Annotated in this window: 11 protein-coding genes; 7 read left to right on the top strand and 4 right to left on the bottom strand. The window is 57.9% G+C overall.

Annotation, left to right across the window (positions count from 1 at the left end):
- The first annotated feature begins 608 nt into the window (after positions 1-608).
- From GSQ76_RS26000 to gspD, 4 genes are all read left to right on the top strand, one after another.
- Positions 609-1,016 carry a PilN domain-containing protein gene (locus tag GSQ76_RS26000; protein ID WP_158746994.1) on the top strand — a complete coding sequence of 136 codons (408 nt, stop codon included), beginning with the start codon at positions 609-611 and terminating at the stop codon, positions 1,014-1,016.
- Positions 1,013-1,588, top strand: coding sequence for a type II secretion system protein GspM (gene gspM, locus GSQ76_RS26005; protein ID WP_158746995.1), 576 nt, complete (start codon positions 1,013-1,015; stop codon positions 1,586-1,588). The genes GSQ76_RS26000 and gspM overlap by 4 nt, the downstream gene beginning before the upstream one ends.
- A complete protein-coding gene (locus GSQ76_RS26010) occupies positions 1,585-2,217 on the top strand; it encodes a hypothetical protein (RefSeq protein ID WP_216851311.1) in 633 nt (210 codons plus the stop codon). The genes gspM and GSQ76_RS26010 overlap by 4 nt, the downstream gene beginning before the upstream one ends.
- 242 nt (positions 2,218-2,459) lie before the next feature.
- Positions 2,460-4,478, top strand: a complete 2,019-nt coding sequence (gene gspD, locus GSQ76_RS26015) for a type II secretion system secretin GspD (RefSeq protein ID WP_254070637.1) — start codon at positions 2,460-2,462, stop codon at positions 4,476-4,478.
- 4 nt (positions 4,479-4,482) lie between these two features.
- On the opposite strand, the gene gspG is transcribed toward gspD, so the two are convergent.
- The 4 genes from gspG to GSQ76_RS26035 all read right to left on the bottom strand — a co-directional run bounded on the left by gspG (position 4,483) and on the right by GSQ76_RS26035 (position 8,689).
- Positions 4,483-4,896: a type II secretion system major pseudopilin GspG gene (gene gspG, locus GSQ76_RS26020; protein ID WP_158746998.1), complete on the bottom strand. Its 414-nt coding sequence runs from the start codon at positions 4,894-4,896 to the stop codon at positions 4,483-4,485.
- 501 nt (positions 4,897-5,397) lie between these two features.
- Positions 5,398-6,393, bottom strand: coding sequence for a ferritin-like domain-containing protein (locus GSQ76_RS26025; protein ID WP_158746999.1), 996 nt, complete (start codon positions 6,391-6,393; stop codon positions 5,398-5,400).
- Between the two features lie 207 nt (positions 6,394-6,600).
- The gene (locus GSQ76_RS26030) at positions 6,601-7,692 is read right to left on the bottom strand and encodes an acyltransferase (RefSeq protein WP_158747000.1); all 1,092 of its coding nucleotides are present in this window, start codon (positions 7,690-7,692) and stop codon (positions 6,601-6,603) included.
- Positions 7,693-7,705: 13 nt separating this feature from the next.
- Entirely contained in the window at positions 7,706-8,689 is a 984-nt protein-coding gene (locus GSQ76_RS26035) for an FkbM family methyltransferase (protein ID WP_158747001.1), read from the bottom strand.
- 81 nt (positions 8,690-8,770) lie between these two features.
- Here GSQ76_RS26035 and GSQ76_RS26040 point away from each other — a divergent pair, with 81 nt between their 5' ends.
- From GSQ76_RS26040 to GSQ76_RS26050, 3 genes are all read left to right on the top strand, one after another.
- The gene (locus tag GSQ76_RS26040; protein WP_158747002.1) at positions 8,771-13,222 is read left to right on the top strand and encodes a glycosyltransferase; all 4,452 of its coding nucleotides are present in this window, start codon (positions 8,771-8,773) and stop codon (positions 13,220-13,222) included.
- A gap of 15 nt (positions 13,223-13,237) precedes the next feature.
- Positions 13,238-14,458, top strand: coding sequence for a class I SAM-dependent methyltransferase (locus GSQ76_RS26045; RefSeq protein WP_158747003.1), 1,221 nt, complete (start codon positions 13,238-13,240; stop codon positions 14,456-14,458).
- 376 nt (positions 14,459-14,834) lie between these two features.
- A complete protein-coding gene (locus GSQ76_RS26050) occupies positions 14,835-15,800 on the top strand; it encodes an IS5 family transposase (protein ID WP_158747004.1) in 966 nt (321 codons plus the stop codon).
- Positions 15,801-15,854 lie beyond the last annotated feature (54 nt).

The raw sequence follows: 15,854 nt of genomic DNA on the forward strand, positions 1-15,854 counted from the left end.
GGCTGAAGAAAGCTGAACATTCCGCTATGCTGATGGATTTGCTCATCTGGTGGGTTCAGCAGATGAAAGATCTGCTACCCAATCGTCTCTTAGCGCGAGCGCGGTATGCAGATGCCCTTGTTGCACGGTTCGGCGCGGGCGGGATGCTGCTGTTCAGCCGGCGCCGAGGGGTAGAGATAGCCCTGGGTAAACCAGATCAGGCCATTCGAGGTCGCAGCAGGGCAGCCGCGACCATCCTGGCGTTAGATGCCGGTGCGATGTTGGAGCAGTCGGCCACCCTGCCACTGGCCAGCGAGCGGGATTTGGGGGCCGTGTTGCGCCACGAAATGGATAGATTTACGCCATTTCGCGCCGAAGATCTGTTTTGGACTTGGCGGGAGGAGCGCCGAGACCGGCAAAATGGACTGCTGAATCTGCGATTGCTGCTGGTACCCAAGCCCGGCGTTCAGACCGCATTGGCCGCTATGGCCGCCAGCGGCTTGCGGCCAGTCGCATTGGAAGTCCCGACATCGTCGGGTGTGGAACACCTTCTGCTCACAGGTCCGGACGCAACGTCAGGTAGGCGTAGGTCGGCACTCGTCGCATCCTGGGCCTGTGCCGGACTGGTGATGGCGGTCTTCATCGTTCCGGTCATTCGGCAGGAGTGGGCGATCTCGCGTATCGAATCCACCGTGGTTTCCCTTCGGCCGCGAGTTGCGTTGGTGGATGCATTGCGACGCCGCATTGCCGCCAATACCAGCGGGACAGATGTATTCTCTGCCGAAAACGCTAGAATCGGTAATCCGCTGCGTGCGTTGGCAGCCGTCACCGCGGCTCTGCCGGACGATACTTACCTGACAGCGTTCGCCATGCGCGAACGCAAAATCTCCATCGCCGGTCGGTCTGCCGGGGCCGCCAGGTTGATCAATGCCCTGTCCACCGACCCTGAATTGCGTGATCCGGCGTTCGATGCGCCGGTCACCCGCGCGGGCGATAAATTGGATTTGTTCTCTATTCAGGTCCGGTTGGCGCCGTGACCACGTTGCCAACGGGGCCGCGTGGCAGGATTCTGGCCCTAGCTGTAACGGCGGTGGCATTGGTGCTGATCTGGCTGAGCGCGATTGCGCCAGCCCTGGCCTGGTATGCCGATCGGGCGGATTACCTTGCACAGCAGGAGATTTTGGCCGCCCGCATGCAATCCGTCGCCGGGTCAGCGCCGGCGTTGCAACAACGCCTCGTAACAACCGATGCCGACGCCCCACCAGCCCGCGCGATGTTCGATGGTGCGACAGATGCGGTTGCCGGGGCGGCGCTGCAGCAAGCGGTGCAGGACATTGCTACCCATGCCGGCGCGACTCTTCTAAGCGCCGAGATGCTGCCAGCGACGAGCGTCGGCGCATACCGGCGGCTCGGCATCCATGTCACAGTCTCCGGATCCTGGCCCGCATTAACGAACCTGCTGGGCGCCACATTGCAGGCAACTCCGCGGATGCTTGTGGATGATCTTCAGTTTCGCCAGACGCAGGTGGTCGGTGCACGGGACGCACGCCCGATGGAAGCCGGACTGACCGTCGTTGCCTATAATTCTGCGCCGCAAGCGCCGCGATGAGATCTGCCTTCCGCAGCCTCAACGGAGCTTGGGGGCTCGTGTGCGTCCTGATGCTCGTCGTTGTGGCCGAGATAGTCTGGCCAACGCGATCGGACCGTGTGCAAACGGCTGCGCCGCCGCCCCAATTGGACCGGACTTCAGGTAAAACTGTCGAGCCGGTGGCGCCCTGGATTGCCGCCATCCTCACGCGCCCGTTATTTAACCCCGATCGCCGTCCCACCATCGCCGCAAGTGTGGAAGTCAGCCCCGAATATCGCGAAGATCTACCACGCCTGACAGGCATTATTGTTCTGCCCAGCGGACGCCAGGCAATCTTCGCGCCGAACTCGGAAGGTGCCCGTTCTATCGTAGCAACCGAGGGGAGCCAAATTGGGGCGTGGCGAGTCGTCGCAATCCGCGCAGAAGGCGTGCAGGTTGCCGGCCCGGATGGTGAGCGCATCCTGCGTCCAAGCTATGCAAATGCGCCGCCTGCGGTGGCCCCTCCGGCGCCCGCTCAACAAACAGGCGGGAATCAGTTGCTCCCGCCTGCGCCGGTCGATAACAGACCGTTTAATTCGGTTGTTCAGCCTTCTGGTGCTGCGATCTTTACCAACATGACGCGCTCGCAAGCGGCCAGGAGCCCTCAATGACCACCCGCAGACTGCTTGCCCTGCTGCCACTGGCGGCGCTGACAGCCTGCAATCCTCGGGATGAACCAGTGCTGACGAGTATCGCGCAGGTGCCCTATGACGCGGGGGAGGCAGGAAAGCGGGATAACGGGTCAGTCGGTGCCCCTAATCGAGCCCCCCCGGCCCAGATCAGTCTGGCGCCAACAGCAAACATCTTTCTCCGGCCGTCATCGGAGGGCGGGAGCGGCCCTGGCAACATCGCGTTGAACTTCGCCGACACGGATATTCGAGAAGTAGTGTCGCAGATCCTCGGTACCACACTCGGTCAGACCTACACCATTGATCCGGCTGTCCACGGTACAGCCACACTTCGAACATCCCAGCCTCTGTCGCGCGAGCAATTGCTGCCGGTGCTGCAAACCCTGCTGGCCCAGAATGGAGCAGCGTTGGTCCAAAGTAATGGCATATACCGGGTTCTCCCAGCCGCGGCTGCAGGGGGCATCTCCGGGCTAGCTGGGGATGGGGGAGGAAGCACGGCCCTGGTACCGCTGCGCTATGCTGGAGCCGAGGACCTGGCCAAAGTCTTGCAGCCTTTCGTACAGAATGGTGGCCGGATCTCGGCGGATGCGGGTCGCAACGCATTGATCGTGGTAGGCGATCCGGCAACACGACAGACCCTGACCAGCCTGATCCAAGCGTTCGATATCGACACGCTTGCTGGACAGTCCTACGCCTTGCTCCCCGTGACCTCTGGCGATGCGAAAGATTTCGCGTCTGCAATGCAAGATGCCGTTCGCGGGGCTGGGGCTTCATTGTCCGGCGTGGTACGTGTCATCCCAATGGCGCGGATCGACTCCGTGTTGGTGGTTTCCAGCCAACCTCGGTATATCGAGGAAGTCCGCCGCATCTACGGCTTGGTCGAGCGTAAGCGTCGTCAGACCATACGATCCTGGCACGTATACTATCTGCAGAATAGCCGCAGCAACGACACAGCCTATGTTCTGCAACAAGCCTTCACACCGGACAACGTGACCGCTGTTCCAACGCCGGCTTCTGCCCCCCAACAAGCTGGACTCGGATCCCAGACTGGAACTGGGATGGGGACGGGCGTGGCGGCTGCTCGAAGTGGCATTGGCAGTTCTGGAGGTGCCGGAGGGCTGAGCAGCAGCGGCAGCCCCAGCGGCCTTAGCTCGGCAGGCAGTGCCCCGGCTCCAACGGCCGCTCCAGTCGCACCGGTTTCGGGTAATCCGCTGCTTGGTGGGCTAGACCCCTCGGAAGGTGGCGGAGGTGGGACAGCCAATGGGATGCGGATCATTCCGAACGGTCAGAATAACGCGGTCCTCATCTATGCGACGCCCCAGGAGAACGACACAGTCGAGACGATGCTGCGCAAGCTGGACATCCTGCCGCTCCAGGTCCGAATTGACGCAACAATCGCAGAGGTTTCGCTGACGGATAATCTGCAATATGGCACCCAATTCTTCTTTAAGTCTGGACTGCAGGGCGCTTTGTCGTTTGGAACAACCGCTGCGGCGTTTGCAAGCGGTTTCCCCGGATTCGTTCTTAGCGGGCCGAATAGTACGTCTGCGGCGCTCAGCCTCCTCCAGTCTGTCACCAAGGTAAAAGTGCTGTCTTCCCCGCAGCTCATGGTGCTGGACAACCAAGCCGCTCGGCTGGAGGTCGGCGCGCTCGTTCCCTACCTGAGTCAAACCTCACAAAGCACTATCACCAGCGGCTCGCCAGTCATTAACTCAATCAACTACCAGCAGACCGGTGTGATCATGCAGGTAACTCCACGAGTGAATAGCGGCGGTCTGGTGACACTCGATATTGCGCAGGAGGTTAGCGACGTCGCACAAGGTGTGACGACGCCAGGTGTGAATTCTCCCACCTTCAATCAGCGTAGCGTCACGTCCCGCGTGGTGATCCAAGATGGCCAGACGGTTGGGTTAGCCGGGTTGATTCAGGATTCTGACTCGCGACAAAACGAAGGAATTCCTTGGCTAAAGGATATCCCGTTACTAGGCGCCTTGGCAGGACAGCAAAACAATGGACGGTCCCGCACCGAGTTGCTGGTTCTAATCACACCACATGTGGTGCAAGATCAGCGAGATGCGCGATCATTGACAGAGGATCTCCGCGATCAGCTTCGGGGAGCGGCCGCAGTGCCGCAGCAATTGAATCGACTGCCGCAATCCGGTTCGGCCGACCCCAACGCGGAGGCACGCCGCCGTCTGGGCCTGCAGCAGCGAGATGGGTCACCCCTCTCCATGGGACAATGACGGACTATGGGTTACAGATTTGTGCATCTCCGCCACTGCCACTGGCCCCCAACGAGCAGAGATCATAGTCATGACCGCTGCGTTGCGACGGATTTCGGTAGGTGTACGGATGGTTCCACGCGTCCAATGGCACGCCATCTCCCTTGACGTAAGGGCCGTCCCAATTGGTCACACCCGTTGGTTGACGCGCCAACGCTGCGAGACCCTGCTCTGTCGAGGGGTAGGATCCAATATCGAGCTTGTAGAGGTCCAGGACAGAGCCCAGTCGTTCGACGGATTGTTTTGCAACACTAACTCGCGCACCGCCAAGCTGGCGCAACACCGCCGGGGCCACCAAACCGATCAGAAGGCCCAGGATTGCGATGACCACCAAGATTTCCAAAAGAGTAAAACCGCTGTCATCGTCACGCTCAGCCATGGTTCGTCTTCCTATGGTCATCATGAGGCGAACGGCTTGGAGCCCAATATGTGATGGCCGTTCCGTTCGTAGCCTGCATGACGCTTGTGGCGTCACTCTACAACCTTCCACCACGCGTACTGCCCTCAATCCATGTGGTCGAAGGGGGGCAGATCGTTACAGATCACCTCAATACCGATGGTTCGCACGATCTTGGCTATATGCAAGTGAATACAAGATGGTTGCCGGTGCTGGCGCGCTACACAGGGCAGTCGCCAGAGGTAGTGCGCCAGAACCTCTTGAGCCGAGCTTGCTACAATATTGCCGCTGCCGGACTTATCCTGCGTCTTTACCTGGATGAAACTCGGGGAGATCTGATGCGTGCCGTCGGCAACTACAACTCCCACACACCTCCATTAAACCAGGCCTACCAGATGAAGGTACTGCATTCAGCTTCGCGTTTGTTTGCACGAAGCAGGGACGAGCCAGTGGGGCCTCCACTAACTCGCCCCCGATAGTCGATTAGGCGAAGCCAGTCACGCCCGCGGCCTGGCTCAAGCCATTGGGGAAGAACAGTCCTGATGTCCGGCCAGTGCCAGAATTGCCGTAGACGATGTTCAGGACCTGCTGAACCGACCGGCGATAGCTCAGCGCGTTGGCGTCACGCGGAGCGAGCATGACAACGTTGTTGACCGTATCGAATGTCCCAAAATCATCGCCCTGTGCGGTTCCCGGTGCCGCCCCACTCGAGAGCATCGAACGTAGGTTCGAAACCGCATCCGTAGCGCCGCCGCCGCCTCGAACCGTCAAGAGCGTGCGGATCGTGCCAGCGTGATATGCCTCCATAGCAAGAATCGAGGCAGCATATTGAACAAGCGCGCTCGGCTGAGAGAGGAGAGCAGCTGCACCACCATAAGCTGTTACACCCACGTCCTCGAAGATATAGGCACCCAGTAGAAAGGCATTCTCATCCTGGTAGGGATTGAAAATTTGCCCCGCTGAGATCAGGCCGGCAGCTACTGCAAGCGTGGTGAAGGCTCCGGCTGCAGATACATCAATCACCGGAGCAGGCACGGCGGCGGTGCCGAGCGCGCCCTTCAGGAACAGCACATGGGCCAATTCATCAGCTGCAATTGTCTGAGCCAGTTGGCGTACGATAGGGGTCGCAAACGACACCGCCGTTTTTCCGGCTGCGACAGGGGTTCCACCGACCTGACCATTGCCGCCAGCGAGTTGAGCAGCGGTGAGACCAGTTCCGGTCAGAGCATTGAGGTAGAATTGCGCCTCAAGATACTCAAGATTTAGGGCAAAGTTGAGGATGTTCAAGTCCAACTGGGTTGGTGATCCGGTTGGTGTTTGGGGCGTCGTCGCAGCCTGCGCCGGTGTAGGGGAGACTGCAGTTTTGGCCAGCAGCCCAAACGCTGCCGCGCCAGCAACGCCCATTCCTGCCCGCTTAAACATGGCGCGACGTTCGAGAGCTTCGCGGCCTCGATCAATCAGTTGGTCGTTATCTGCCATTTTGTGACCTATTCCCAATAACGTTTCGACTACCCAGCGATCAGGTATAATCGTGCCGCGGTGACTTATGTCTCCGTGAGGGGGTAACTGCCGTAGAGGCAGCGCGGATGCACCGGACCAGGAAAATTTATTAAATTATCGTATTCCGGGCTAAGCTTTGGATTGATGCCCAATTCGAAACCCAAAACCCCTTTTGGAATGTCATAATCATTCTTTAGAATGCGTGACGGATCTCCCCAGACGAACCGATGCTTGTTCAATCGTGATATGAAGCAATGAAGCAATAGCAATGGAAATAACAAATGCGAAGCCTGCCGCTACAACATAAGTTAATCCCCACGCCGCAATCAGGAACGTCATGACTGTGAAGCCAACAAGCGAGTGGACAAGATAAAGTGGATAGCTAATGGCGGCTGCGGCATCCAAAATGGGCGAGGGACGAAACCGATCACGTAGAATGTAAGTAATACCGAAGACTACAGAAGCGTATAAATAATTTGCCGGCTTGTATGGCCAAGCAATTGCGTCAGGGCCAAGTGCCCAGCACAAAGCACCCATAGTCAGGAGAACCGCACATCCAGCAAGTAGACGAAGCGTGCTAAGCGCTTTACGAAAGTGATACTGGAATAAAGTGCCAATCAGCATATACGTAATAAACATTGCCTCCTGCACTAATTGCGGAGGTAGACGCCCAGCTTCTAGCAACGTAAGAGCTACGGCAAAAACCCCAACCCCAAAAAGCGGCCAAATTCTTGATGCTAAGACGTATGGTTTAAGTAACGCCATTATAAGATAGAATTTTATCTCTACGTTCAACGTCCAACTAACTAGATCAACGCTGATTCCATCGAACCATGTATTTACTAGTAGCGCGTTTCGAATGAAGACGGGCCAGCCGAATACGATCGGCCGATGCCAATAGGCAGCACTCGCGCCGATCAATAGCCACTGGACCGTCAAGCCTAGCCAGAAGGTGGGGTAAATTCGTAGAAATCGAGCTGCTAAGAAGCCACCACGTGTTGATCGATCGAGCGATAGAGGTATGACGAAGCCACTGATAAGAAAGAATAATGCCACACCAAAGGCACCGCCATCCAGCCAGTAAGGAAACAGCCACCGAGCAACAGGGCTGATCGGTCCGGTTAATGGAGGGGCAGCAATTACCCACGCAACCGTAGGCTGCATGATTTGATAGGCGACTGCATAGTGGATCAGAACCACACAGAGCGCGGCAATACCGCGCAACTGGTTGGCAAAGATGATTCGCGAGTGAACCATACGTTCCAAGCTGTCCGGCAAAGGCACGCTCGGACTAATTCGCTAATCCAATCAAATCGATGTGGTCTAATTTGGAGTTCTCATACTCGGCGAGGATCTGCTCCACAGAGAGCCCCATAATGGGCGATGACCCGTCACGGCGCACAACGCCAAGCTGATAACCAAGATTCATCAGCCACTTCAGGTATGCGGCTCCATCGATGCCCGAGATAGCAGCGAGTTGCCCTGGGCTAAACTCGCTGAGCAAGGCCGGCTGACAACGCCGAAGGGTGGCCTCCGCACCCAGCAAAGCGTTGAATTCCGCTCCTTCTACGTCGATCTTGAGAACGTCGATCCGCCTTGTTGCCCCAATCACATCGTCCAGCCGAATGGCGCCCACTGTATGAGCTGACAGCACCCTCTCTGGATGCGGAAGGCTGGTCGTGCCGTTGGAATCAAAGGTGTTTAGCACCAGTATTCCGGTTTGGCGGGCAGCGGCGGCTTGTAAGACGGTGAGTTTGTTGAACCCATTCGCAAGGCGACTTGCTTCTAGAAGGCGAGCATTAGCGGGATTGGGCTCTATAGCGAGCACTGACCCCTCTAGACCGACTATGGAGGCTGCCAACAGTGCAAACACTCCGATATTCGCACCCACATCAAGCATGGCCATGCCAGGTCGGAGGCAGCGGCGCAATATAGCGCCCACGTAGGGCTCGTAAGCGCCACCAAGCACGTGACGCCCGACCGCCTCGTCCGTTGCAGATGCGTATATTTTGTAGCCATCCAGAACTGTCATTTGGATATCGCTGGGAGGTGCCTGGGTCAGCAACCCGCGTTGAGCAAACTCCGCACTGCCGACATAGTTGGAGACCACGACAGACAGGTCTTGCCCAACCAACCCAAGATGACCCGTCCATTCCTCCTCATTGGGTGTCCGGCCCAGGATCAAACGAAAACACGCCAGGATGTCATCCGGAGTCGCGGCTGGCTCGTATGAGTGAAGCCACGGCTGGGTAAGATGGTTGGGGTGCTGCGACATGATGGATGTGCTGGCGTTCGTTGCATTGCCTGTCAAGCTATGCGCATTGCATAACTGGACGACGGCAGGTAAGCGCGGGAGATGACGTTACCCTCCCGCCGATCAAATAGCGAGAATGGGCTGTTTTGGCACGCCCTTAAAGCCTTCGCGCATGGCTTTTACGTGAACTGGAACAGCGAAGGCGGCAGTCACGGCCAAACTAGCCGCGTGTTGTACGAAAACGGGTGGCGAGGACTTAGCATTCTGCCGGCGCAGGTGCAAACCGACGATTTAGCCCAAGTCCGGCCCCTGGACTGCGTGATCACAGCCCCAGATAGCGGCTATCCAGATCTCGTTGGCCTCGTGCAGGGGATGGGGGTGACCCAAGTCCATCTAGTGATCTTGAATCTAGGCTCCGGTCAGGAGCCAGCCGTTTCTCTAGCACTAAAGCTCACCCCATGGCTTATAATAATGCAGGCTAGAGACGATGCATCCGGCGGCATACTGACTGATGCCGGATTTTCCCTTGTGCTGCATGAGGGCAGCACTTGTCTCTATGTTGCGGCTGCACACCATGAGCAGCTTGCGTCGCATTTGCTCCAGTCATCCCACGATCTGTCCAACCAGATCCATTCTGCGGAAACAGTGCTGGCCATAGCCAAAGTCCGGGAGATGGGCAGTCAACAGCGAATGCTTGATGCCATCCGGGCCGCCGGGATGGCGCGGGCTGACGTGAATACGATGGCCCAAGAGGCCAGGTGGTTACGTGAACTTGCCGATAGGGCGCGAGCAGCGGAGTCTAATGTGCGAGCGGAGGCGGCCTGGCTACGGGGCCTGCTTGACGAGGCGCAGGACATGAAATCGAGGCTGCAGGCAGAAGCTGGCTGGCTTCGAGAGCAATTGGCCGACAGCAATCGGAATGTGGATGAACTGCGGCGAACCATCACAGAACTCTCTGGTCGTACTGCAATTGCGGAAGCAGAAATACAACATCGGTTCACAGCACGAGTATGGCGTCGGCTACGTCAAATCAAGGGCAGCAACGCACTTGTAGCCCCTCAGCAGGAGCTTGAGTTGCCACTCCAGTTGGGGATGAAGACGCCGGACGAATCAACGCCCGAAGAACCTGCCACAGCCGATCGTGTACAGGCTGTTGGTCCCGTCGACATTCCAGTACTTCAGCCAAGTTCGCCTAACATCAATCAACCGCCCGCGAACGAAACGCGGGCGCGGCTTCGCGGCCCAATTAGCGTTGTGCACCAGTTTCACGCTGGGTCCGCGCCAGGCGATGCAATTACCAACGGAATGCTGCTGACCCGCGACATCCTACGCGCGCAAGGATTCCACAGCAATATTTATGTAAAGCAGCGCGCGGTCGGGCTTGAGGCGCAGAACATCCTGATGTTTGACGAGCTGCCCCGGCACGATGGTTATGTGCTGCTGCTACACCACTCCATGGGCTATACAGAGTTCGACGAGGTCATCGCGCTTCCGGCGACAAAGGTCTTGGTTTACCACAATATTACGCCACCAGGTTTTCTAACAGCTATCCCACGCATTGAACGAATGGCGAGAATTGGTCGCGAGCAACTTGCGTTCAGCCGCAACCAGGTTGTCGCTGCCTTGGCTGATAGCGACTACAACGCTATGGAGCTACGAAGCCTTCGGTTTCCCATCGTGCGAACTTGTACCTTGCTGTTCGACCTCAAAGAGGTTGTGACCCGCGCTACTAAAGAGCGGATATCAGAAGGCATATTCACGGTTTTGTTCGTCGGCCGCGTCACGCAGTCCAAAGGACAGGACGCCTTGATAGGAGCCTTTGCTGCCTTCCGAACCCTATTCACCCAACCGTGCCGCCTGGTGTTAGTGGGTGCGCTGGACGTCGATGAGTATCGGTTCCTCGGCCAATTGGAAACGCAGATCCAAACGGAAGGACTAGTGGGCTATGTGCACCTGACTGGGCTGGTATCCGACGAGGAACTGCATAACTGGTACAGGCAGGCAGACCTGTATGTTTCCCTCAGCCAACATGAAGGGTTTGGGGTGCCTTTAGTAGAAGCCATTTCTCATGGCATACCCGTCCTCGCCTGGCCAAGTGGCGCTGTTGCAGAGACGTTGGGAGATGCAGGAGCACTGCTGGCCAGCTGCAAGCCGGAGAGTGTCGCCGAGCGAATGCTTGACGTGGCTCGAAATGGCCAATCGGCCTCACACCAGAAGCTTGGGCTATATCGCTTCGAGCCGAGACGTCATGTGCCGGTTTTGATGGAGGCGCTTGCCGCGGCTGGCGCCTCTGCTCCACCAGACAAAACGGCGTTGACGGGTCTTACAAACACTCTGCACGTTGCCATCGCAGGCCATGTAGGTAAGAGCTACAGCCTGGCCTCGGTCAACAGGAGAATGGCTGGTCTGCTAAACCAGCGGCGTCCAGAGACCGTCCGGATGATACCGGTCGAAGGTGCGCCGACGGAGGACCTATCGGAGGTGCCTGAATCAAAAAGGGAGCTGATCCGAAGTTTAGCTAATCGGAAGCCACCTGAAGGTGTCCCTGAGCTAATTCTCAGCCAGCATTATCCCATCTACGTCCCGCCAGAGATCGCCGCGTTGAAGGCGGCGCTGTTCTTCTGGGAAGAATCCCTTATTCCCGCGGAGACTGTGGCAGCGCTATGTGCCGGATTTGACGCGGTGTTTGCGCCTTCCCAGTTCGTAGCACGTGTCTTGGTTGACTCTGGCGTAAATCTGCCTGTCCTGAACATCGGCCATGCGCCGGATTTGGAAGGGCTCGATTCACTTGAGGCCATCCCAAAGAACGGGCCGTTCACGTTCCTGCACATTTCGTCAGCTTTCCCCCGCAAGGGGGTCGACATACTGCTTGCAGCATGGCGTCAAGCGTTTACCCATGATGATCCAGTGAAGCTAGTACTGAAGACTTTTCCAAACCCGCACAACGATGTTGCTGAACAATTGACCCGTTTGCCTCCTGGGTCGGCTCCGGTAGAACTAGTCAATAAGGACATCGCTGACGATGAAGTGGTCGCCTTGTTAGCTCAGGCCGACGCAATGGTCCTACCCACTCGTGGTGAGGGGTACGGCCTGACCGCGGCAGAGGCAATGGCATCCGGAATTCCTCTAATTACGACCTCCTACGGTGGTCATATGGACTTTTGTCTAACCGGCACGGCTCGCCTACTTGCGCGTCGGCTAACACCCTCAGGCAGCCATCTGGCAGTGCCGCACTCGCTTTGGGCCGAACCAGATCTTGACGACTTGGTGGCAGCCTTGCGTGAGACATTCTCGGCCGGCCGCGGTGGCCTCGCTATGCAACGTAAGGCCGCCCGTGCCGCAATCACTCACGCAGCGGACCCGGAAGCCTGGGCAGCGCGGCTTACCACCGCTTCTGCCTCGCTAATTTTGGCATCGCAGCCACGCGACGCGCGGATTGCCTGGATCTCGACTTGGGATGTTGGTTGTGGGATCGCCGAATATTCACGCGCTTTGCTGAGTGCAATGCCATCTTCTGGCATTACCATCCTGGCAGATGAACGTACCCAGCTGGCCACTAACGTTCACATCGCTTGGCGTTTGGGCGATCCGAACAACGTCGAGAGACTGCTACATGCAGTGGGACGCATTGATGCTGATGTCGTCATGATTCAGCATCAACCTGGGCTGCTTACATGGGACGTCCTTGCACAGTTACTGCAAGCACTTGTCACGCAAAACCGCGTCGTTGTAGTGACGCTCCACAACACGCGTCACCTGTTGGAGTGTAGCCCCCGGATTCTTAAGCCGGTAATTGAGGCATTGAATTCTATTGCCAGGGTCGTCGTTCATACGCTCGCTGACATCAGGGGATTAGACTCAATTGGTTTGAGCAATCCAGCAACGCTGTTGCCACATGCTGCCATATACGGAGAGCCCGCGACGCTGCGTGCATTGCCAGAGGACAGTGAGCCAGTTATTGGCTGCACCGGCTTCTTCTTGCCGGGCAAAGGAATTGGCACATTAATTCTGGCCGTGGCCGAATTGCGTCGGTGCTGGCCCCGTATTCGATTGAAGCTAGTAAATGCGGAATATGATCATTCGGACTCAGCCGCCGAGATCTCTAAGTGCCGGATGCTGGCGGAGGAGGCGGGATTACCCGTCGAATGGCATACCTCATTTCTGCCTCTTGCCGAGATAGGATTGGTATTGAGCAACTGTGACTTGATTGTGCTGCCTTATGAAAACTCCAATGAATCCTCAAGCGCCGCATTGCGAACAGCCTTAGGCACCGGCATCCCAGTTGCGGTCACACCACTTCCCCTGTTTGACGAGGCCTTACAATCCGTTGCCCGGTTCGATGGGATCGATGCCGTCTCGGTGGCTGAGGGAATATCTCGCCTGCTGGTTAACAAGGCAGAACGCAGTCGACTGCAGACCACGGCTCAGGATTGGGTCGCCTCACGAAAGGTATCCGACATTTCTCAACGGTTGTTCGGCATGATGCAGGGGCTCGCTGCACAATCGCAAGTTGGACAGCCTTTGAATGGCGGCCAGTGGTCAGATCCAATTTAAGGGCGGAGTTACCAAGTGAGTGAAGAGCCGTTGATGCGGAAAGACACGATTATGGTCGAAAACAGCAATCTTATTGACGTTAAAGACTTGATCGGGCGGTATTCGAACGCAGAGCATGTAGCGCGTGCCGACGCCTATTTCGCCGGTGTAACTCTTGATGACAAGCTGCTACGTAAGCCATTCTTTGGCATTCCAGATACGCGGGCAAATATGCAGGGAATCGGCGAGGTGCTGCAGCACCTTCGTCTTTTCCCTGGCGCTCGCGTGCTAGACTTTGGCGCTGGAACGGGTTGGTTTAGTCGTATTCTGGCGATGATCGAATGTCATCCCATCGCAGTAGACGTTTCGCCAATCGCGTTAAATCTAGGAGAGCGCGCATTCGGTCGCGATCCGACGACGACAGGTCTCGCAGTGGAGTGGCGGTCGTTCGATGGTCTCTCCCTTCCAGTTGAGAGCGGATCGATCGACCGAATTGTTTGCTATGATTCTTTTCATCATGTTGCGGATCAGGCAGCCATACTGAGTGAGTTCTATCGAGCTCTAACCGATGGAGGCCGGGTCGCGTTCCACGAGCCAGGCCCACAACACTCGACCATCCCCGTGTCGCAGTATGAGATGCGTCGACACGGTGTGATAGAGAACGACATTGTCGTCGAGGAGATCTGGAGGCTGGCGGAGTCGATTGGCTTTAGCAACTTGGAACTGACGCTGAGTACACCCCGCACCCTTAGTGTACCGCTAAACCGCTATAGCCGGATCATCAATGGTGAGGCGACTGTTAAGGATGTGAGCGCAATCCTAGATACAATTGTACAGGGAGCTGCAAACCTGCGTGTCTTCAGCATGACCAAAGGTGACGATGTTACTGATAGCCGTAGCTCTGCCGGATTGGCAGGTGTTTTCGACGTGGTTCTAGCGGAGTCCACTCCGGATCTTTTACGTGGCCGTACGCGTGTTACAAACACCGGCTCCACGCCATGGCGACCCTCGAGCGACGGCAGGCTAATCGGTAATGTGGCCTTGGGCGTACAGCGCCCGGACGATACGGCGCATCCCGATTTCGGTCGAATTTGGCTATCGGATGACTTTATAATGCCGGGTCAAACTGTGTCTGTCGACTTTAGCCTACCTATTCCACCTGAGCGGCCTGCACGCTTTCTGTTCGATTTGGTTTCAGAGGGCGTCACCTGGTTCGAGCAAATTGGCAGTAAGCCGGTAATCCTTAGGCTATCATAATACCCAGAGCACTTTGTCCTGAGCGGCTAAGCCCATCCCAGTTCGTCAGTGATCGGTTGCTGACCCCTCACCATCCTGCGGCTACGATCTAGCCTATGCTGCAATAGCCACCGTCAAACGCCCGCACCATCCGGCCAGCCATTTTGCGACGAGCAACCGGGCGGCTTGGCTTGGATAGTTCGGATCGTTACCTCGCTCCCGGCGTCTCTCATAGCCTTCTGGCACCGCTCGACGATTGCATGGGCCCGCAGTTCGCGCGCCGTCGTCTGCCAGGTAGGTGGTGCGCCAGATCGCGACTTTGTTGCATGGACCGCCGACGCAGCAGCTGGGGTAGGATGATGCTGGGCGTGTTGCCCGCTGTGTCCTGGGGTGGTCCGTGCCGTTCAAAGCCAATGCCGATCGTCGCCACCACATTCCAAAGCAGCGTCACCGGGTTACGAACTCCGCGGCTTATGACGCGGCCCTGCGTCAGCGCGGCAGCCTGACAATCTGGTTCACCGACGCGGCCATCGCGGCGTGGAAGGCGGAGCCTCGAACCACGCGAGGCGGCCAGCCGCGCCACTCGGCTCTGGCCATTACTGTGGCGCTGACGTTGAGGTCGGTGTTCCGCCTGGCGCTACGTCAGACCGAAGGGCTGGTCGGCTCCATCATCGCCCTGCTCGGCCTCGACCTTGCCGTGCCAGACCATACCACCTTGAGCCGCCGGGCCGAGAGCTTGGACGTGGTTCGCGCCCGGTCAGGTTCCGGTCCCGTGCACCTGCTGGTGGATAGCACAGGGCTGAAACTCTGCGGCTCAGGCGAGTGGCTGCTGGAGAAGCACGGCACGAAGACACGGCGGTCTTGGCGCAAGCTGCACATCGCTGTGGACGTCGACACCGGGCAGATCGCGGCGGCGGCGTTGACCACCAGCGACGTCGTTGATGCCTCGCAGGTGGGCGCCTTGCTCGATCAGGTGGACGGTCCGGTGACTTCGTTCACCGCCGACGGCGCTTACGATCAGGACGGCGTCTATGACGAGGTCGCTGCGCGCTATCCAGAGGCGTCCGTTATCGTCCCGCCACGCTCCAGTGCCGTGCCGAGCGACACAGCGGAGACAGCGCCGACGATGCGAGACCGTCACCTGAAGATCATCGCCGAGCACGGCCGCATGGCTTGGCAGAAGGCCGCTGGCTACAACTGGCGGGCTCTGGTCAAGGCCGACATCAGTCGCTTCAAACGGGTGATCGGGAACGGGCTGCGATCCCGCACCGATCATCGGCGAGCGACCGAGGTCGCGATTGCTGTGAACGCACTGAACCGGATGCTCGAGCTCGGACGTCCAAAGTACGTCCGCCTCCCGTGACAGCACTGCGAAATGGCCGGACCGCAACCGTCTTCTGACCCGTGCAACACAGTC

Origin of the sequence: Acidisphaera sp. L21 (assembly GCF_009765685.1) — a bacterium.
Lineage (GTDB): Bacteria > Pseudomonadota > Alphaproteobacteria > Acetobacterales > Acetobacteraceae > LMUY01.

Bases quoted from the DNA above. Each gene is read 5' to 3' on its own strand.
- GSQ76_RS26000 (WP_158746994.1), top strand. From the start codon at position 609: ATGGCGGTCTTCATCGTTCCGGTCATTCGGCAGGAGTGGGCGATCTCG.
- GSQ76_RS26010 (WP_216851311.1), top strand. From the start codon at position 1,585: ATGAGATCTGCCTTCCGCAGCCTCAACGGAGCTTGGGGGCTCGTGTGC.
- gspG (WP_158746998.1), bottom strand. From the start codon at position 4,896: ATGGCTGAGCGTGACGATGACAGCGGTTTTACTCTTTTGGAAATCTTG.
- GSQ76_RS26025 (WP_158746999.1), bottom strand. From the start codon at position 6,393: ATGGCAGATAACGACCAACTGATTGATCGAGGCCGCGAAGCTCTCGAA.
- GSQ76_RS26035 (WP_158747001.1), bottom strand. From the start codon at position 8,689: ATGTCGCAGCACCCCAACCATCTTACCCAGCCGTGGCTTCACTCATAC.
- GSQ76_RS26040 (WP_158747002.1), top strand. From the start codon at position 8,771: ATGACGTTACCCTCCCGCCGATCAAATAGCGAGAATGGGCTGTTTTGG.